The sequence below is a fragment of the Janthinobacterium sp. UMAB-56 genome, assembly GCF_900095265.1.
In the GTDB taxonomy this organism is placed as follows: Bacteria; Pseudomonadota; Gammaproteobacteria; order Burkholderiales; family Burkholderiaceae_D; genus Janthinobacterium.
Genome location: NZ_LT607651.1, coordinates 342,837 through 360,066 on the forward strand (window position 1 = coordinate 342,837; position 17,230 = coordinate 360,066).

The following is a 17,230-nucleotide window of genomic DNA, read 5'->3' on the forward strand; positions in this document are numbered from 1 at the left end:
GGTGTGACGATGCAGTTCGAGGATTTCGACCTTTCCATTCCCGATACCGGCCGGCATGCCGGAGCGGTGCCTGGCGAAGATGCGTCGGCGGCGACGGCCGTGCGCCTGCAATACCTGCTCGACAATACGCCCTCCATCATCTATTGCACCGTGCCCAGCGGCGACTTCAAGATGACCTTTGTCAGCAACAATGCCTTGAATGTACTGGGCTACCAGCCCGAGGAGATGGTGGCCGATCCCAACTTCTGGTTCGACCACATCCACCCCGACGACGCGCCCGGCATCTTTTCCAGCCTGGCGCAGATCTTCGTCGAAGGCGCGCGCGCCTACGAGTACCGCTTCCGCGTGCGCGACGGCAGCTATCTGTGGATGCACGACAGCCTGCGCCTGGTGCGCGACGAGCATGGCGTGCCGTTCGAGGTGATCGGTTCGCTGACGGACATCACGGAACGCAAGGGCATGGAAGCGATGCTGCAGGCACGCGGCGAGGAGCAGCAACTACTGATCAGCAAGCTGCAGGAAGCGCACAACCAATTGCTGCAGTCGGAGAAAATGGCCTCCATCGGCCAGCTGGCGGCCGGCATCGCGCATGAAATCAACAATCCGATCGGCTTCGTCAACTCCAACATGAGTTCGCTGCAAGGCTATGTCGGCACCCTGTTCGACGTCATCGCCCAATACGAAACGGCGATGCAAGAGCCGCTCGATGGCCCGGCCCTGGCCGCGCACGTGGCACAGGTGCGTGCGCAGGCCGACCTGGGCTTCCTGCAGGACGACATGGTAGACCTGGTGCGCGAATCGATGGATGGCTTGAAGCGCGTGCGCGACATCGTGCAGGCGCTGAAGGATTTTTCCCACGTGGGCGAGACGGACTGGCAAGTGGCCAGCCTGCATGCGGGCCTGGACAGCACCCTCAATATCGTGGCCAACGAATTGAAATACAAGGCGCGCATCGAAAAACAGTATGGCGAGCTGCCGCCGATACTGTGCCTAGCCTCGCAGCTGAACCAGGTCTTCATGAACCTGCTCGTCAACGCGGGCCATGCCATCAGCGGCGAAGGCGTGATCAGCATCCGCACGGGCCACGCGGGCGACTGGGTGTGGGTGGAAATCGGCGACACGGGCGCCGGCATCGCGCCCGAGCACTTGAACCGCGTCTTCGAGCCATTCTTTACCACCAAGGCCGTGGGCAGTGGCACGGGCCTGGGCCTGTCGCTCTCGTACGGCATCGTCAACAAGCACGGCGGGCGCATCGAGGTGGCGTCCGAAGTGGGCCAGGGCACGCGTTTTACCGTACACCTGCCGCTGCAGCCTCCTGCGGCGCTGAAGGTCTAGGCATCCTTCAGGGGCGCATACACGCGAATGCTGAGACGGCCGCCATTCTTGCCTTCGAAGTCGAGCAGCTGGGCAATCACGCGGGCTGTCAGCACGTGTTCGGCGGCCAGCAGCATCAGGCCATCGCGGCTGATCAGGTCGCGCGACAGCACCATGCCCGGTTCCAGCTGGCCAGACAGTACGGTCAGGTCGCGCGCCGGCGGCTCCGTCTCCTCCATGATGCTGCGGAAAGCGGCCACCACGGCCGGATCATAGCGCTTGCCGACGCTGTCGTAGATCAGGCTGCGGGCCTCCTCGGCGCGCAGGCTGCGCTGCACCATGGCGCCGATCTGCAAACCGTCATAGTCCGATGCCAGCGCCAGGATGCGCGCGCCCAGCGGTATCGCCAGGCCCACCATGCCATCGGGAAAGCCGCCGCCATCGTAGCGTTCCAGTTGCGAGCGCAGGATCACGGAGACGGCGCGCAATTCATCGAGCGCCATCAGCAGCTGTTCGGCGCGCAGCGGGTGCTTGCGGAACGCGGCCAGTTGCTCGCCCGTCCAGGCGCTGGCGGGCAGTTCCAGCACATCGTCGCTCAGGCTGAGCTTGCCGATATCCTTGAGCAGGGCCGCGATGAGCACGTCGCGCGCCTCCTGCCCTTCCAGGCCCAGCGCCTGCGCCAGCTTGCGCGCCAGCTCCGCCACCCGCCGCGCATGGCCGACCAGCTTGCCGCCGCGCATCTCGATCAGGTTGGAAAACACCTTGATGGTCGTCACGAACGTGGCCTTCAGGCGCTCATTGGCCGCCTGCACCTCGTCGTGCGAGTGTTTCAGCTGCTGCGTGCGGGTGGCCACCTTCGCTTCCAGGCTGGCGTTGAGCGCCTGCAGCTGCACGTTCTGGCTGGCCGTCAGCGCTTCCAGGCGCAATTTTTCCTGCTCCAGCGCGCGCCGTTCCAGCGCGTGGCGCACCACCAGCACGATATCGTTCTCGTCCCAGGGCTTGGTCACGTAGCGGTAGATTTCGCCCTGGTTGATGGCGTCGAGGATGGACTGGATGTCGGCATAGCCGGTCAGCAGCAAACGCATGGTGCCGGGCCAGCGCTGGCGCACCTGGGCCAGGAATTGCGCGCCATCCATGTGCGGCATGCGCATGTCGGAGATGACCAGGTCCACCGTTTCGCTCTCGAGCAGCGCCAGGCCGGCTGCGCCGCCGTCGGCCGTCAGCACGCGATAGCCGTGCGGGCGGAACAAGCGCCGCAGCGACGACAGGATATTCGGTTCGTCGTCGACGCAGAGGATGGTGGGCGGCGGCGCCGCAGTGCTGGTATGCATGCTGTCCTGTTCAGTCATGGTGCGACGGCCTGCGCCTGGCGCACGGGCAAGGTGATGCGGAAGGTGGTGCCGCGGCCGATGACGCTGCGCACGTCGATGCGGCCATGGTGCTTCTGCACCGTGGTGTAGGCCAGCGACAGGCCCAGCCCCGTGCCCTTGCCGACAGCCTTGGTGGTAAAGAAGGGATCGAAGATGCGCGACAGGTGTTCGGGCGCGATGCCGCCGCCCGTGTCCTCGACCTCGATCCACACTTCCGTCGCATTGTCGCTGCCCGTGCGCAGGGTGATGCGTCCGCGCGCCTCGCCCATGGCGTGGGCCGCATTGACGACCAGGTTCATGATCACCTGGTTCAGTTCGGAAGGCTGGCATTCGATATCGGGAATGTCGCCATACTCGCGCAGCACATCGGCCTTGTACTTGACCTCGTTATTCACGATATTGAGCGTGGTATCGATGCCCAGGCGCAGGTCGGCCCAGACCCACTCCTGCTGCGCATCCGTGCGCGAAAAATCCTTCAAGTCCTGCACGATGCGGCGCACGCGCGAAATGCCTTCCTTCGACTCGCCCATCAGCAACGGTATGTCGCTGCGCAGGAAGTCCAGGTCGATCTGTTCGCGCAGCGCGCGCAGGCGCGCCGCCACCACGGTGTCGGCGACGGCCGGCTCGGCTTCCTCGTAGGCGTCGAGCATGCTGAACAGATCGTCCAGATAGCCTTCCAGGGTGCCGACATTCGAAAACACATAGCCGATGGGGTTGTTGATCTCGTGCGCCACGCCGGCGGCCAGCTGGCCGATCGAGGCCAGCTTTTCCGACTGCAACAGCTTTTGCTGGGCCACCGACAGCTTGCTGTTCAGTTCCGTCAGGGCCAGGTTGCGTTCGCGTAATTCACGGTCGGCAATCTGGCGCTGGCGGATATCGTCGGCCAGGCGCCCGTTCATTTCGGCCAGCTGGGCCGTGCGCTCGGCCACCAGGTGTTCCAGGTTGTCGTGCGCCTTGCGCAGCGCCAGTTCCGCAAGGCGCCGCTCGCTCACGTCGCGCAGGGTTTCGATGGCGCCCACCAGGCGCCCTTGGCGGTCGCGCAGGGGCGCCGCCGTGAAATGCAGCCAGTGGCCGTCGCGGCCGATATCGGCAAAGAAATCCTCGGCCTCGTAGGCGCCGGGAATCACGGGCGAGCGCTGCAGCTTGCCGATATACAGTTCATTTTCGCCCAACGCGATATCGTCGGCCACCAGCAGGTCGGCCAGGCAGGCGCGCGGCTGCGGATAGAAGGCCTTCCAGTGATCGCGCGTGCCGACCATCTCGGCGGCCGTAAAACCCAGCAACTGTTCGCAGGCACTGTTCCAGTGCGTCACCACATGGTCCGTATTGATGGCGAAGGTGGCCACGGGATGGCCATCGAAGAAGGCCGACAGCGCGATGGAATCGGTGTGGCGGCGTTCCGGCGTGGCGGGCAGCGCCTGCCCTGCGTCTGTTTCCATGGCCTCTATCCTGTTCATGCCAGCATGATCCGCGACATTTCATCGAAGGTGTGTTCGGTCTGACGCAACAGCGCAAACCAGGCTTGCTCGTCCAGGACCAGGCTGCGCCAACCCGCAAGCGACAGGGGCGGCACCAGCGCATCGTCGGCACCGGCCAGGTCGAGCGCCAGGGCGACGGCATTGGCCATATGCACGACCAGGGGCAAGCCGCCCGCCTCCAGCCGGTCGATGGCGTGGTGGTCGGCCACCGCCTGCTGTATCGCTGCGGGGAACTTCCAGTAGGCGGCCAGGGCACTGCCCACTTGCGCATGATCAATGCCGATGACGGCCAGTTCCGCCTCGGCCATCTGGCAGTCGTGCGCCTGGCGGTAGTTGCGCACCAGCGCATGCTCGGCGGGGAAGCGCGTCACCAGCACCAGCGTGCCCAGGTCGTGCAGCAGGCCGGCCGTAAAAGCGGTCTCGGGATTGATGTGCAAATGCGGTGCCAGCAGGCGCGCGGCGATGGCCGTGGCCAGCGAATGGCGCCAGAAGGCCTGGAAATCGAAGCCGCCGTTCACCGGCGCGAAACTGCCCGTCAGGGCACAGGCCGTGACGACGGTGCGGATGCTGTGAAAGCCCAGCACGGAAACGGCTTGCGGAATGCTGGTGACCTTCGATTGCATGCCGTAGAACGAAGAATTGGCGATGCGCAAGGTCTTTGCCGCCAAGGCCTGGTCCAGTTCGATCTTTTGCGCCAGCACATGCACGTCCGTATCATCCTGGTCCATGCTCGACAGCAGTTCCAGCACGACCACCGGCAGCGAGGGCAATTCCTGTATCTGGCGGATGATGTGTTCAAAACTGAGCCGTGTCATGCCCCGCTCCCTTGCCGGTAGCGCTGCAGCAGCGCCAGCAGTTCCGCCCCCGCGGAGTCGGGAGGCGTGGCGCGGAACAGCACGGCCAGCCGTGCCAGGCGGTGCAAGCGTTCCTGCTCGGCATGCGCCTGCGCGGCCGGGTCAGTCACTTCTTCGGCGACGATGTGGCAGCGCTCCACATTGCGCCTGCGCAAGGCAGTCAGATTGGCTGCCGTCAGGATGGCGCCCTGGGCCAGCAGCACGGCGCCGCCGGCGTCGCTCAGCACCCGCGCCAGCACCATGCCTTCCTGTGCCTCTTCCATGGAAATTTCGCGTCCGCTTTCACTCATGTGTCCGCCCCATGACGGCTCAGCGTGACCAGGCTGCCGCGCGAGCGCGAATGCAAGCCCATGGGATGGACCGCCACGGCATAGGGCTGGCCATCGATGGCAGCCAGGCAAGGTGCGCCCTGCCCGTCGAACAATTGCGGCAGGACCAGCACCGCCTCGTTGCCCAGCAGGGCCGCGCCGCGCTCGAAGAGGTTTTCCGCCGCCGCGTTGATGAAGGCGATCATGCCGTCCTCGTCGAGTCCGATCACGGGCAGCGGCAGAAATTGTAGTAATTCGCGCGCAATGCCGAGGCTGACTTCGTCGCGGCTGATCTGATGCTGCTGCTGGCGCAGCAGCGCCTGCATGGCGGCATTGGCGGCCGCCAGCGCATGGTTGGCATCGCGCAGCTGTGCATTCAGGCGCACATTGTCATCGTCGATACCCTTCAGACGGAAGGCTTCGGCGATATGCTCGCGCAGCTGATGGTCTTCCCAGGGCTTGGTAAGGAACTTGAAGATGGCGCCCTCGTTGACGGCGTCCGTGACGGCCTGCAACTCGGTATAGCCCGACAGCATGATGCGTATGGTTTGCGGATACAGCAGCTTGGCCTTGCGCAGGAAGTCGGCACCCAGCATGCCGGGCATGCGCTGGTCCGACACGATCACGTCGACCGCATGGCCGGCCAGCACGTCCAGCCCTTCCTGGCCGCTGTTGGCCGTGAGGATATGGTAGGCATCGCGCCGCAGCAGGCGCTTGAGGGAAGCGAGGATATTCGGCTCGTCATCGACCAGCAGCAAGGTACGCGGCTGCGTCGCCGGCACCACAGTGCCTGGCATACCATGCTCATCGTGCACGTCCATCGGACCATCCTCTCATCGCCACGGCGATACGGGAGCTTGCCTGGAGCGGGAATCTGCGGCGCGAGAGATTCTTGCGCGGCAGCCAGCTTGCGTAGAAATTATACGACTAAATATTCCTGTATGGCATTTATCCGGCACTTATCCGCGCCGCGCCGGGCAAGGCGTGTCGCGGTAAAACACAAAGCCGCCCAGGCCAATGGCTTGCGTGTCGTCCTTCACAGCGTACACCAGCGTGTTCCTGGCCGCCTCGACCCTCAGCAGATTCTTGTGCAACACCGTTTGCGCGTGCGCCAGTTCCAACGATGGGGTAGGCGCCAGTTGCAGGCGCAGTTCGGACGTGGCCGCATCATACGACCAGCGGCCCGGGTTGAAAAAGGCGAAGCCGCCGTCGAAACGCAGGCTGCCATCCTTGAACTGGGTCAGGCAAATACCGGGAAATTCGCTGGGCGGGTTATACCAGGTGGCGGCCACGGCCGCATCGGCAGAGGTTTTGCCCGGCATCTGCATGCCGGTGCTGTCGCTCTTGCCGCCCATGCCGGCGCAACCGGCCAGCGCCAGCGCGCAAGCGAGCGCGCCCGCGCGTTTGATGAATGTCATGTGCATTGCCGTCCCCTTGCCTTATAGAAGCACGATCTTAAAGCGGGATGGCTGTCCGTTCAAGCGGCCAGCGCACATAAGACGGATTTAATTGCTCTCGTCCGCCCTGGCGGCCATGGCTGCAGCCTCGCGCAATTTGTCTTTCTTGCTTTTGCGCGCGCCCTTTACGCCGCCATGCACCGTGTCGGTGACGGAGTTCACCGGCGCGGGCAGTTCCGTCGGCTCGAAACCGGCCACCACTTCGCGCACGATGCGCAAGTCGTTGCGGTTCTCGATCAGGCGGAAATGCGCTTCCGTGTCGGCCGTCACGAAACTGATGGCCGTGCCGCTTTCGCCGGCGCGGCCCGTGCGGCCGATGCGGTGCGTGTAGTCGACGGCCGAGCGGGGCAAGTCATAGTTGACGACGGCCGGCAAGCCGGCGATATCGATGCCGCGCGCGGCCACGTCGGTGGCCACCAGCACCTGCAAGCGTCCCGCCTTGAAGTCGGCCAGCAGCTGGCTGCGCGTGCCCTGGCTGAATTCACCATGGAAGGCACCCACGTGCAGGCCCGCGCGCTGCAGCTTGTCGGCCACGTGTTCGGCCGCGTACTTGGTGGCGACGAATACCAGCACCCTGTCCCACTGCTGCTGCAGGATCAAATAGCGCAGCAGCTGCGTGCGGCGCGGCACGTCGACCGTGATGGCGCGCTGCACGATGTCAGGCTGGTCCTGCGGTTCGGACGCCACCTCGATGCGTACAGGCTGCGTCAGCAGGCTGTCGGCCAGCGCCTGCACGCTGTCGGGGAAGGTGGCGGAAAAGAACAGGTTTTGCCGCTGCTTGGGCAGCAGCGCAAGGATGGCGTTGACTTCCTCGCTAAAGCCCATGTCGAGCAGGCGGTCGGCCTCGTCGAGTACGCACAGCGACACGCCGCCCAGTTTCACGGCGTTCTGGCGCAGCAGGTCCAGCAAACGGCCCGGCGTGGCGACGACGATATCGGCGCCGCCGCGCAAGTCCATCATCTGCGGATTGATCGACACGCCACCGAACAGCACGGAAATTTTCAGTTTGACGGGCAGCGGCTTGGCCAGCGCGTGCACGGTCTGCCCCACTTGCGCCGCCAGCTCGCGCGTAGGCACGAGGATCAGCGCGCGCACCTGGCGCGGGCCGGAAACGGGCGCCATCAGCGCCTGCAGCAGCGGCAGCGCGTAGGCGGCCGTCTTGCCGGAACCCGTCTGGGCAGCGCCCAGCACGTCGCTGCCGCGCAGGATGGCGGGAATGGCGGCCGCCTGGATGGCCGTCGGCGCGGCATAGCCGGCCTTGTCAACGGCGCGGACCAGGGCGGGAATCAGACCCAGTGAGGAAAATGGCATAGCGGGCCTTCTTGTATATTCGTAAAGTGAGACCGGCCGCGAATGGCGGCCGGTCGGAATAGCGACAGTATAAGGCAATGACCGTTAACACCCAACCAAACCTACTGCGCGTCGGCATAGGCGGGCTGCGATGCTCACTGTACTATTCGTACAGTTCCGCTTCTCGGCCACCTCTTCCTTCCGCTCGCTACGGTTTGATTGGGCGTCGTTGCGACAATAGATCATTGCTTGGGCAGTTGCAGCTTGGGATAGCCATTCTCATCATAGCCCGGCATGCCGCGGCGGATGGCGTGCGAAAAGTCCGCATCGTCATTCGCGGCCCGCGCGCGCGCCGTGATATGGCCGCCATCGCGCAACTGCTGGAAGCTCAAGCCGGGCACCAGGCCCTTGACGTCGAACAGATAACGATCCAGATAGCCCGAGGCCAGCAGGCGATAGTCGAACGGCAGGCCGGGCACGATGCGGCGCACCATCTCGAAGACGATGGTGGTGCAATTGGCCGTCAGGGTGTTGTAGAACTGCGGCTTGGTCTTCAGCGCTTGCGCTTCGTCCAGGTAAGCGCGGAACAGCGAGCGCATGGCCGCTTTCGGCATCATCACGCGGTACAGATGCATGTCCTCGCCCCGCGCATTCGTACGCACGCGCAGGATGTCACGCTCGTCGGCAGCGATCAGGCTCATCTCGAAATGCTTGAAGAAGCCGCCGATGGCGGAAAAACTCTCGCCCTTTTCCTTGCGGATCTCGATGGAAAACGTCAGGAAGCGCCCGTCCGCAAAGCCGAAGGAGATCAGGGTATGCGCAATATACGGCCCCGTCCAGTACGACAGCGCCGCGTCCACCGTGCGCAATTCGTCGAGGTCGTAGCTGCGCTGCTCCCACCTGACCGTGTAGTCGGTATCGCTGCGCCAGTCGAAATTTCGCACATTGTCCAGGGTGACGCGATTGCCCGCCACCGTGCCCGTGACATTGCGCGCCACGTCGTCGGCCCACACGCGCTGCTGTTTCGGCGCGATCAGGCTCCACCATAGCAGCAGTAGCACGAATCCAGCCGCATACGGCAGCAGCATGCGCGCATCGCCGCGCGTCCACCACAGCACCACGCTGGCCACACCCAGCGCGCCCCATAGCAGCGCGCCGATGCCCTGCGCCGCCGTGCCGCCGGAAAGCTGGTACCACAGCGCCAGTGCGCCCCACAATGCAGTCAACAGGAAAATCAGGGAAACGGCCATTTTGCCGATACAGCCCAGCACGCAGCGGGCACGATGTGATAAGAAAGTCATGCCCTGATTATAAGGGCAAGCGCAACAACAGGTGCGTCCGGACAAGCACTGCCGCAACAGGCCAGGGCGGCAAAATCATTGCTTGCCTGCTAATTTGTTTCATGAGAGCATGTCGCCAGAATTAAATGTATAGACAAGGCATACTGTCACGGCAGCGATGCTCTGGCCGTTCCAGGAGATAGCTTGCAGCCCCCTTCCCTCTACGCCCTCGCCGGCAGCCTCAATTCCGTCTTCATCGTCGTCAGCCTGCTTGGCTTGTGGTCGCAGCTGCAAAAAATCTGGCGGCGCAAGCGCGATGCCGGCCTGGGCGGGGGCAAGACGACGGACATCCTGTCGCTCAACCAGTTCACCGTCAGCTTCCTCGCGTATTGCGCGTTCTTTGTGTATGGCTATTCGATCACGCCATTCAACCACTACATCGCCTGGCCCCGTCTGGTCGCGTCCTTGATCGCGCTGGCCATCCTGTATGAAATCGACCGCGACCGCCGCAGCCTGGCATCGCGCAATGCGCTGCTGGCCTGCGCGCTGCTGCTGTGCGCGGGCGTGGCAGGTTTGCTATTTGGCCCCACCTTCACGGATGAAAAACGCGTGCTGTCGCAAAGCCTGATCGTCGCTGTTACCGTGCTGCTGGCGCAGGGCTATGCGCACCAGATCCGCCTGATCTGGCGCTCGGGCAAGACGGGTGCCGTCGCGTTGACAATGAGCCAGTTCATCCTGGCGATGGATATCAGCACCATCATCTTTGCCTGCGTCATGGGCTTGAAGACAGGCTGGCCCCTGCTGCTGCTCGCCTGCGTCAGCGCCACGACCAAGCTGATCATCATGTGGCTGTTCCGCTGGGAGAAAAACAGCCCCGCCGCGCGCATCAAACGGCAGGCGCTGGCTTGACGCTGGAATAGGAATCTTGCTACCTTTGTTGAAAGGACCGCCATGCAGCTGTCCCCCGCCATCCCCATCCTGCGCAGCTTCTCCGAAGCCAAGGCGCGCGAGTTCTACCTAGATTTTCTCGGTTTTACCCTGGACTGGGAACATCGCTTCGAGCCCACGGCGCCGCTGTACCTGCAGGTGGCGCGGGGCGAGCTGGTGCTGCACCTGAGTGAGCACCACGGCGACGCCACGCCCGGTGCGGCGCTGCTGATCCCCGTCGATGACATCGCCGCCCTGCACGCGGAACTGCAGGCGAAGGATTACCCGTATGCGCGGCCCGGCATCCGCGACGAGGACTGGGGCCGCATCCTGGAAGTGGCGGACCCGTTTGGCAACAAGCTGCGCTTCTGGCAAACGACGCAATAACGCTTACTCCCCGCTCAGTACGCCCATCTCCGCATGCAGGTTCGCCAGCATACCTGCAGGCGCACGGCACGCCCGACGAGCTTGAACGCCAACGCTGCATCTTGCAAAGGAAAAATGACGACGCCTACGGCATCTGGCGCTTGAGCCGTGGCCGCGCCCCCCACACGGTGAAGGTGTGCTGGACGACTATGCGCTGGCGCCGGCCGACCTGTACGCCTACTGCCCGAGCCGCCACCAGTTGCCTGCCAAAGTGCGCGCTTTTGTCAATTTTCTCGGCCAGCAGTTGCAGCCGGAAGCGGCCACGGCGACGGAATCAGGTTAAACTACAATATTGCGATATGGCAATATTATGAAGGAGTAGGTTTTGCTAGTCATACTCGGATTTCTCGTCGTGCTGTTTTCCGTCTTTGGCGGCTTCGCCATGCAAGGCGGCCACCTGGGCGCCCTGTTCCAGCCGCTGGAGCTGCTGATGATAGGCGGCGCCGCGCTGGGCACCTTCTTTGTCGGCAACGACGCCAAGGCCATTCGCGCCACGTTCGCCGCCCTGCCCACCCTGTTCCACGGTTCGCAATACACGAAGGCGCGCTATATGGAACTGATGGGGCTGATGTATGAAATCCTCAGCAAGATCCGCAAGGAAGGCTTGATGGCGGTCGAGGACGATATCGACGACCCTTACCGCAGCGCCATCTTCGTAAAATACCCGTACACGCTGGGTGACGAGCATATCCTGGAATTCATCACCGATTATTTGCGCCTGATGGTGTCGGGCAATATGGACGCTTACCAGATCGAAAACCTGATGGATAACGAGATCGAGACGCACCATGAAGATGCGGAAATGCCGATCCAGACGATTTCCCAGCTGGCCGACGCCATGCCCGCCTTCGGCATCGTGGCCGCCGTCATGGGCGTGGTGCATACCATGGCCTCCGTCGGCTTGCCGCCGGCCGAGCTGGGCGTACTGATCGCGCAGGCGCTGGTGGGCACCTTCATCGGAATTTTGCTTGCCTACGGCTTCATCGCGCCGCTGGCCAGCTTGCTACGCCGCAAGCACCATGAAACGGCGAAGATGTACCAGTGCGTGAAAGTCACCCTGCTGGCCAGCCTGAACGGCTATGCGCCGGCGCTGGCCGTGGAATTCGGCCGCAAGGTCATTTCCGCCACCGAACGCCCCTCGTTCAGCGAACTGGAAAACCACGTGCGCCAGGTCCGCACGAAGAACTGATCCGGCCTGTTTCGCTTGTTCGGCTTGTCCGGCGCCTCAGGCTTCAGGCGCCGTCCAGACCAGGTTCCACAAGTGGCCATCGATATCCTCGAAGCCCTGGTCATACATGAAACCATGGTCTTCGGGCGGATGCGGTATGCGGCCACCTGCGGCAACAGCCTTGGCGATCAGGCTGTCCACCTCTTGCCGGCTTTCGCAACTGAGGCAAATGACGACTTCATTGGCCTCTCTGGCATTCGCGACCGGTTTATCGATCAGCGACTGGAAAAAGGCTTCGGTCGTCAGCATGGCCTCGATGGCGCCGTCGACGATGCTCATGAACGCCGCGTTCTCGCCGCTAAAGCGGGGATTGAAGGCAAAGCCGAGAGCGGAAAAGAAGGCCTTGGATTTGTCCAGGTCCTTCACTGGCAGGTTGAGGATGATCTGTTTGTTCATGGCGCTTCCTGGCTTCCCTGGTGAAGGTGGAATGGGCAAGCGGTGCCTCATCCCTGCGAGGGGTGACGGCATACAAAATCGACACGCTGGCGAACAAATATTCTCCTCCAGAGTGGCAATAAATGAAAGCGTAAAAAGTGACGGGCAAAAGACAGCGTCTGTCAGCTCAAGTCTGAATGACTGCACCGGATACGCCAGTGCGCTTTCGGCCGACTGCTGTCCTTGGCTGCTTCCACCCCGAAGCAGTCGCTGCCGCAACGAAAAATGTTGAGCTCTCCGGCGTCTCTCGTCCAACAATGCCTGAACTGCCTCGCGCGATGACCTTGCAACGTTTCGCGATTAGCCTTTGAGCAACAGCCCGCGTAGTAGTAATTCCAAGGCAGCAACTCCCTCGCTCAATCGCGCCGTGCCTTCGTCACCGTCTGCGATCCAGAACGCCGCTTCTGCCAGACTGCCGTAAATCAGCGAAGCCAGTGCTCGCGGGCTAGCGTCGGCCACGATGCCTCGATGCATCAGCTCCTGGATAATCCCTTGCATCGACTCGACGCAATGGCGCTGCGAGTCTGGTGAGGCACCACCCAGGACCGCCCTGGCATCGCGTAAAACGATGCGCTGAATTTCCGGCTCCAGGGCCATCTCCAGATAGGCACGGCAGCGACTGCGAAAACCCTCCCACAGATCGTCGGCGCGTTCGGAGATGGTTTGCAGGCGGTCGTCCATTTCCGTGTCGATCTGTTCTACCACCGCAAGCAACAAGCCCTTCTTGTCGCCAAAGTGGTGATACAGCGCACCACGCGTTAGCCCTGCCTGCGCGGTGAGGTCATCCATTGATGTGTCGGCATAACCGCGCTCGCTGAACACTTTGCGCGCAGTAGCCAGCAACGATGCACGGGTTTCTTCCATTTCGGCACGGGTGCGGCGAACCATTGCTTCCTCCTTACATACGTAGCGTATGAATGTTTACATACAGTGCGTATGAATATATAATTTATTCATACGTGATGTATGTATTATCACTGCGACGTGTCTCCATTGCAAGCAGGGCATGCCATTGCATAACAGCGACCCGACGCCGCCTGATGCCGGCACAAGCCAATAATCCACTGATCAAATGAAGGATATGAACCATGAGTACCTCTCCCTACGCCGCAACAGCAACCGCTGTCCGTCACCCGTGGCTGGCGGTCACCGCGATAGGCATGGCCACCTTCTCGGTCGTGACGACGGAAATGCTCCCGGTCGGCCTGTTGACGCCGATTGGCGACACCCTGGCGGCCTCTACCGGCACCGCCGGACTGATGATCTCGCTGCCAGCCTTACTGGCGGCCTTGTTCGCTCCGCTGCTGGTGATCGCTTCGGGCAGCCTGGACAGACGCAAAATTCTATGCGGTTTGCTGAGTCTATTAGTGATCGCGAACATTGCCTCGGCATTGGCACACACCATGGCGTGGATGCTGGCTGCACGTGTACTCGTCGGTTTTTGCATGGGCGGCATCTGGGCCATTGCCGGCGGCCTCGCTTCCCGCCTTGTTCCTGCTCCCTCAATCGGCCTGGCAACGTCGATTATCTTCGGAGGCGTAGCGATCGCTTCCGTGCTGGGCGTGCCGCTTGGTGCACAAATCGGCGACTTTGCAGGATGGCGCTGGGCCTTTGCCGTCATGGCGCTGTTTAGCGGCCTGGTACTGGCGCTGCATCTGGCCGTCATGCCCGCGCTGCCCGCTGCCAGTTCGGCGACCTTGCGCCAATTCGGCAAGCAGTTGCGTAACCGGCAATTGCAAGCGGGGCTGCTTCTGACCCTGTTGCTGGTGACGAGCCATTTCGTGGCCTTCACTTTTGTGCGCCCGCTGTTGCTGTCAGTGTCGGGGTTTGATGCGCAATGGCTGGGCGCACTGCTGTTTTTCTATGGCTTGGCTGGCATCATGGGAAACTTCCTGGCCGGTGTCCTTGCGGTGCGGCGCACGGCACCGACCATCAGCGCTATCGCGGGTGGCTTGCTGCTCACGCCACTACTATTCCTGGCAGTCGGCGACTCCAGCATCGGTGGCGGCGTGGTGTTGCTGGCTTGGGGATTAGCTTACGGTGGTGTATCGGTCGGCCTGATGACCTTGATGATGAAGGCGGCGCCCACAGCCGTGGAGATCGTCGCCGCGCTGTATGTGGGTGTCTTCAATGTCGCCATTGCGCTCGGGGCATGGGCCGGTGGACAGGCCGTGGACAGACTGGGCCTCTCCGCCAACCTCTGGCTCGCCGCAGGATGCGCCGCTGCGGCTTTGCTGCTGTCGCTGAGTATCACCGTTGTCGAACACAGAAGGAAGGCTGCCGACAAGGCGCTTTGCTCTGCAACGGACTGAAGCAATACTCAGGGATTTGTGTGCCGGAGCTTTTCCAGTTCTTCAAGCGCGTGGCGATTGCCTGGATAACAGCGCCCCAAGAAATCTACATGTCTGCTGCTGGCCGAAAGCGAGCGGCCAGCATAGCTCAGCGTACAAACTTGCTGCTTTCATCGCACGCAAGACGTTGTTTCCGTTGCCACAATTCCTTGCGCCGCCATTTACGGACTCGGCGCCGTTTCATCCGGGCAGCTGACCTCGTCCTCTGGCGTGTATAAAGTCATCGGCACGCGCTGGCCGTCGACTTCGAGTTCGCGCACTTTCGGCGGCACCAGCTGGAACTCGCCCGCCTGCAGCTTCTCGCGCAGGGGCTTGCAGCGCAGCGCATCCGTGGGGAGTTGCCCGCGCGCGGTCCAGCTGCCGTCTTCCTTTTCCGCCAGCAAGACCGACGAGGCACGCGGGTCGTTGCTGATCAACAGCACGTCCTGCTTGCCATCGCCATCGAAATCAAGCAGGTAGGCGTCACACTGTGGCCCTGCCCGCTTCAAGCAGGCGGGCAAACGCCAGGCCGGGCCCACTTGCGTCCAGTCCTGGCGCAGGAAACTCTCCGGCAACTTCGCCGTCGCCGGGCGCAGGGTCAGGTTGATCGATACGTCACTCAGCGCGCCCGTCTCGTCGAGACGGTTCTGGCGCTTGAGCATAGCCTCGGCGCGGGCCCGTACGATGGCCGCATCCGGCCCCGTCGTGCGTTTCGTCAATTCCTGCAGGGCCACCTGGCCATAACGGGCGCCCTGGAAGCGCAGGTATTCGAAATCGAACTTGTCCACGCCAACCTTGCCGCTGTCGAGGCGCGCCATCTGGCTGGCCACGGAGATACGGGCCGGATCGGCCAGCGGCGAGAACAGGGCGAACAGCACCAGCAAGCTGACAAAGGCGGTGGCCACGTTGACGTTGGCGATCAGGTGCAGCCAGTCGCCATACTTGCCGGCCGCCCAGGCATAGCCGACGGCATAGCAGGTGGCGACCAACAGGCAGGCGGCAGCGATCAGGCGGTCGGCCGTCCAGCCATGCGACATCACGCGCAGGGTCAGCGCATAGATGGCGATGCCCACCACCCACGGCAGCAGCAGACAGGCCAGACGCGTGCCCAGGCGGATGCCGCGCGCCACGCCATGGCCCACTTCGCCGTTCTGGAAGGCGGCATTGATCAGCACCACCAGCACGCCGGCCATGCCCAGCAGCACGGACGCCGCATGGCGCGTGGCCCACAGGCGCTCGAAGCCGATGAAAGGCAAGGTCAGCAGGAAACCGGAAACCAGCACGGCGGCGATCGGCATCAGCCACGACAGCAGCACCAGCAACAAGGTGCGGATGCCGCGCACGATCGATGGGCGCACGTCCGTGATGTGGATGGCGAACGAAAAGGCGAAGCAGATGACGGGAATCACGAACCAGGCCTGGCCCAGCAGTTTTTTCAGGAAGCTGAGCTTGATCAGCAGGAACAACTGCCCGCCCAGCCACAGCACCAGCCACAGGCCCAGCACGAACAGCAGGGAAAACAGCAGCTGGATGCCCAGCTTCCAGGCGATTTCAAAGTAGGTCGGATAGCGGGCGATGCGCTGGCCATCCTGGGCGCTGGCTAGCACCAGGGCGTGGGCGATATAAATGCCCACCACGCAAAAACCGAACAGCTGGGCCGAAATCACGCGCAGCGGCGCGCCCGGCTTGTAGTTACCCCAGATGACGTGCTCGGCGCCGCGCGCCACGTCATGCCAGGCCAGCACGGCCAGCACGGCGGCAGCACCCGCCATCCACAAGGCGATGCGCTTCACCGACATGTGGCCCAGGCTGGACACCAGCAAGATGGGCAGCAGCAAGCTGACCACCATCAACGGCGCCAGCAGATAGGCTTCCGTGGCTGGCCACACCTTGTCTTGCGCCGTGCTGTACAGCCAGTACAGCAGCAAGCCTTGCAGCAGGCCCGTCACCAAGCGGGTCAGCGCGATGCGCGGCGCTACCACCGGATCGAGCAAGGCCATGTTTTTTCCAGCGGCATTTTGCTGCATAGTCATTCCCTTAATATTCGTTTATTGCTGAAAAGCACGGCCATTATTACATTTCATTATAATCATCTCAACGACGATTCACGCCCGCGCCCCTTCCCTAACTGCGGCGCGGCGCAATGGAAGGCTTTGCGCCAGGCCCCAGGCCAGTTCCGGCACGATGAACAGCCACAGCACGGGCTGGCCAGTCACCAGCAGCGCCCAGGCCATCCAGGTGGAAAACAGGACGCGCGCCGCCGCGTCATAGCGGCCGAAGCGCGGCTGCGGGTCAAGAATGCGCAGCACCGACCAGACCATCACGACGCTGCCCAGCAAGCTGCTGATGAGCAAGTGAAACGGTTCGAAGACTGGCAGTGGCACGCCGCCCAGGCCCACGTTGATGGCGCTCAGTTGCTCGCGCATGAGCAGAAACGTCCACGGCGTGGCAAATGCGGCCGTCATGAGCACATCATAAATGGCGCTGGCACGCACCAGGCGGCGGAAAGTAAAAACAGACAACATGGGAACTC

General features: G+C 62.9%; 18 protein-coding genes. 6 read left to right on the forward strand and 12 right to left on the reverse strand.

Going from position 1 to position 17,230, the window contains the following annotated elements:
- Positions 1–9: 9 nt before the first annotated feature.
- Entirely contained in the window at positions 10–1,335 is a 1,326-nt protein-coding gene (locus tag K0F85_RS01580) for an ATP-binding protein (RefSeq protein ID WP_219114494.1), read from the forward strand.
- Here the strand turns inward: K0F85_RS01580 and K0F85_RS01585 are convergent.
- From K0F85_RS01585 to K0F85_RS01620, 8 genes are all read right to left on the reverse strand, one after another.
- Positions 1,332–2,645 carry an HD domain-containing phosphohydrolase gene (locus K0F85_RS01585; protein ID WP_257572452.1) on the reverse strand — a complete coding sequence of 438 codons (1,314 nt, stop codon included), beginning with the start codon at positions 2,643–2,645 and terminating at the stop codon, positions 1,332–1,334. The genes K0F85_RS01580 and K0F85_RS01585 overlap by 4 nt on opposite strands.
- A gap of 14 nt (positions 2,646–2,659) precedes the next feature.
- Positions 2,660–4,123, reverse strand: a complete 1,464-nt coding sequence (locus tag K0F85_RS01590; RefSeq protein WP_219114242.1) for an ATP-binding protein — start codon at positions 4,121–4,123, stop codon at positions 2,660–2,662.
- A 14-nt stretch (positions 4,124–4,137) separates the two neighbouring features.
- A complete protein-coding gene (locus K0F85_RS01595; RefSeq protein ID WP_219114243.1) occupies positions 4,138–4,977 on the reverse strand; it encodes an HDOD domain-containing protein in 840 nt (279 codons plus the stop codon).
- Positions 4,974–5,306 carry a hypothetical protein gene (locus K0F85_RS01600; protein ID WP_219114244.1) on the reverse strand — a complete coding sequence of 111 codons (333 nt, stop codon included), beginning with the start codon at positions 5,304–5,306 and terminating at the stop codon, positions 4,974–4,976. The genes K0F85_RS01595 and K0F85_RS01600 overlap by 4 nt, the downstream gene beginning before the upstream one ends.
- Complete coding sequence (locus tag K0F85_RS01605) at positions 5,303–6,121, reverse strand: response regulator (protein WP_257572453.1); 819 nt, start codon at positions 6,119–6,121, stop codon at positions 5,303–5,305. The genes K0F85_RS01600 and K0F85_RS01605 overlap by 4 nt, the downstream gene beginning before the upstream one ends.
- 162 nt (positions 6,122–6,283) lie before the next feature.
- The gene (locus K0F85_RS01610; RefSeq protein WP_219114246.1) at positions 6,284–6,742 is read right to left on the reverse strand and encodes a hypothetical protein; all 459 of its coding nucleotides are present in this window, start codon (positions 6,740–6,742) and stop codon (positions 6,284–6,286) included.
- 87 nt (positions 6,743–6,829) lie between these two features.
- The gene (locus K0F85_RS01615) at positions 6,830–8,092 is read right to left on the reverse strand and encodes a DEAD/DEAH box helicase (protein WP_219114247.1); all 1,263 of its coding nucleotides are present in this window, start codon (positions 8,090–8,092) and stop codon (positions 6,830–6,832) included.
- 221 nt (positions 8,093–8,313) lie between these two features.
- A complete protein-coding gene (locus K0F85_RS01620; RefSeq protein WP_219114248.1) occupies positions 8,314–9,372 on the reverse strand; it encodes a DUF4105 domain-containing protein in 1,059 nt (352 codons plus the stop codon).
- Positions 9,373–9,555: 183 nt separating this feature from the next.
- Here K0F85_RS01620 and K0F85_RS01625 point away from each other — a divergent pair, with 183 nt between their 5' ends.
- The 4 genes from K0F85_RS01625 (at position 9,556) to motA (ending at position 11,893) form a co-directional block, all read left to right on the forward strand.
- On the forward strand, positions 9,556–10,260 hold the full coding sequence (locus tag K0F85_RS01625) for a hypothetical protein (protein WP_219114249.1): 705 nt from the start codon (positions 9,556–9,558) through the stop codon (positions 10,258–10,260).
- Positions 10,261–10,302: 42 nt separating this feature from the next.
- On the forward strand, positions 10,303–10,665 hold the full coding sequence (locus K0F85_RS01630) for a glyoxalase superfamily protein (RefSeq protein WP_219114250.1): 363 nt from the start codon (positions 10,303–10,305) through the stop codon (positions 10,663–10,665).
- A gap of 175 nt (positions 10,666–10,840) precedes the next feature.
- Positions 10,841–10,987, forward strand: coding sequence for a hypothetical protein (locus K0F85_RS01635; protein WP_219114251.1), 147 nt, complete (start codon positions 10,841–10,843; stop codon positions 10,985–10,987).
- A 42-nt stretch (positions 10,988–11,029) separates the two neighbouring features.
- Entirely contained in the window at positions 11,030–11,893 is an 864-nt protein-coding gene (gene motA, locus K0F85_RS01640) for a flagellar motor stator protein MotA (protein WP_219114252.1), read from the forward strand.
- Between the two features lie 36 nt (positions 11,894–11,929).
- Here motA and K0F85_RS01645 read toward each other — a convergent pair whose 3' ends face one another.
- Both K0F85_RS01645 and K0F85_RS01650 read right to left on the reverse strand, forming a co-directional pair.
- Positions 11,930–12,328 (reverse strand): VOC family protein, encoded by a 399-nt coding sequence (locus K0F85_RS01645; RefSeq protein WP_219114253.1) that lies wholly within the window; start codon positions 12,326–12,328, stop codon positions 11,930–11,932.
- Positions 12,329–12,667: 339 nt separating this feature from the next.
- A complete protein-coding gene (locus tag K0F85_RS01650) occupies positions 12,668–13,255 on the reverse strand; it encodes a TetR/AcrR family transcriptional regulator (RefSeq protein ID WP_219114254.1) in 588 nt (195 codons plus the stop codon).
- Between the two features lie 200 nt (positions 13,256–13,455).
- Between K0F85_RS01650 and K0F85_RS01655 the strand changes: the two genes are divergently transcribed.
- On the forward strand, positions 13,456–14,679 hold the full coding sequence (locus tag K0F85_RS01655; protein ID WP_219114255.1) for an MFS transporter: 1,224 nt from the start codon (positions 13,456–13,458) through the stop codon (positions 14,677–14,679).
- 200 nt (positions 14,680–14,879) lie between these two features.
- Here the strand turns inward: K0F85_RS01655 and K0F85_RS01660 are convergent, their stop codons facing one another.
- On the reverse strand, positions 14,880–16,724 hold the full coding sequence (locus K0F85_RS01660) for a DUF4153 domain-containing protein (protein ID WP_257572454.1): 1,845 nt from the start codon (positions 16,722–16,724) through the stop codon (positions 14,880–14,882).
- 78 nt (positions 16,725–16,802) lie between these two features.
- Entirely contained in the window at positions 16,803–17,222 is a 420-nt protein-coding gene (locus tag K0F85_RS01665; protein WP_219114256.1) for a hypothetical protein, read from the reverse strand.
- Between the last annotated feature and the right edge of the window lie 8 nt (positions 17,223–17,230).

Excerpts from the sequence above, each read along its gene's own strand:
- K0F85_RS01580 (WP_219114494.1), top strand. The coding sequence starts at position 10 with ATGCAGTTCGAGGATTTCGACCTTTCCATTCCCGATACCGGCCGGCAT.
- K0F85_RS01585 (WP_257572452.1), bottom strand. The coding sequence starts at position 2,645 with ATGCATACCAGCACTGCGGCGCCGCCGCCCACCATCCTCTGCGTCGAC.
- K0F85_RS01590 (WP_219114242.1), bottom strand. The coding sequence starts at position 4,123 with ATGGAAACAGACGCAGGGCAGGCGCTGCCCGCCACGCCGGAACGCCGC.
- K0F85_RS01595 (WP_219114243.1), bottom strand. The coding sequence starts at position 4,977 with ATGACACGGCTCAGTTTTGAACACATCATCCGCCAGATACAGGAATTG.
- K0F85_RS01600 (WP_219114244.1), bottom strand. The coding sequence starts at position 5,306 with ATGAGTGAAAGCGGACGCGAAATTTCCATGGAAGAGGCACAGGAAGGC.
- K0F85_RS01605 (WP_257572453.1), bottom strand. The coding sequence starts at position 6,121 with ATGCCAGGCACTGTGGTGCCGGCGACGCAGCCGCGTACCTTGCTGCTG.
- K0F85_RS01610 (WP_219114246.1), bottom strand. The coding sequence starts at position 6,742 with ATGACATTCATCAAACGCGCGGGCGCGCTCGCTTGCGCGCTGGCGCTG.
- K0F85_RS01615 (WP_219114247.1), bottom strand. The coding sequence starts at position 8,092 with ATGCCATTTTCCTCACTGGGTCTGATTCCCGCCCTGGTCCGCGCCGTT.
- K0F85_RS01620 (WP_219114248.1), bottom strand. The coding sequence starts at position 9,372 with ATGACTTTCTTATCACATCGTGCCCGCTGCGTGCTGGGCTGTATCGGC.
- K0F85_RS01630 (WP_219114250.1), top strand. The coding sequence starts at position 10,303 with ATGCAGCTGTCCCCCGCCATCCCCATCCTGCGCAGCTTCTCCGAAGCC.
- K0F85_RS01645 (WP_219114253.1), bottom strand. The coding sequence starts at position 12,328 with ATGAACAAACAGATCATCCTCAACCTGCCAGTGAAGGACCTGGACAAA.
- K0F85_RS01650 (WP_219114254.1), bottom strand. The coding sequence starts at position 13,255 with ATGGTTCGCCGCACCCGTGCCGAAATGGAAGAAACCCGTGCATCGTTG.
- K0F85_RS01655 (WP_219114255.1), top strand. The coding sequence starts at position 13,456 with ATGAGTACCTCTCCCTACGCCGCAACAGCAACCGCTGTCCGTCACCCG.
- K0F85_RS01660 (WP_257572454.1), bottom strand. The coding sequence starts at position 16,724 with ATGCAGCAAAATGCCGCTGGAAAAAACATGGCCTTGCTCGATCCGGTG.
- K0F85_RS01665 (WP_219114256.1), bottom strand. The coding sequence starts at position 17,222 with ATGTTGTCTGTTTTTACTTTCCGCCGCCTGGTGCGTGCCAGCGCCATT.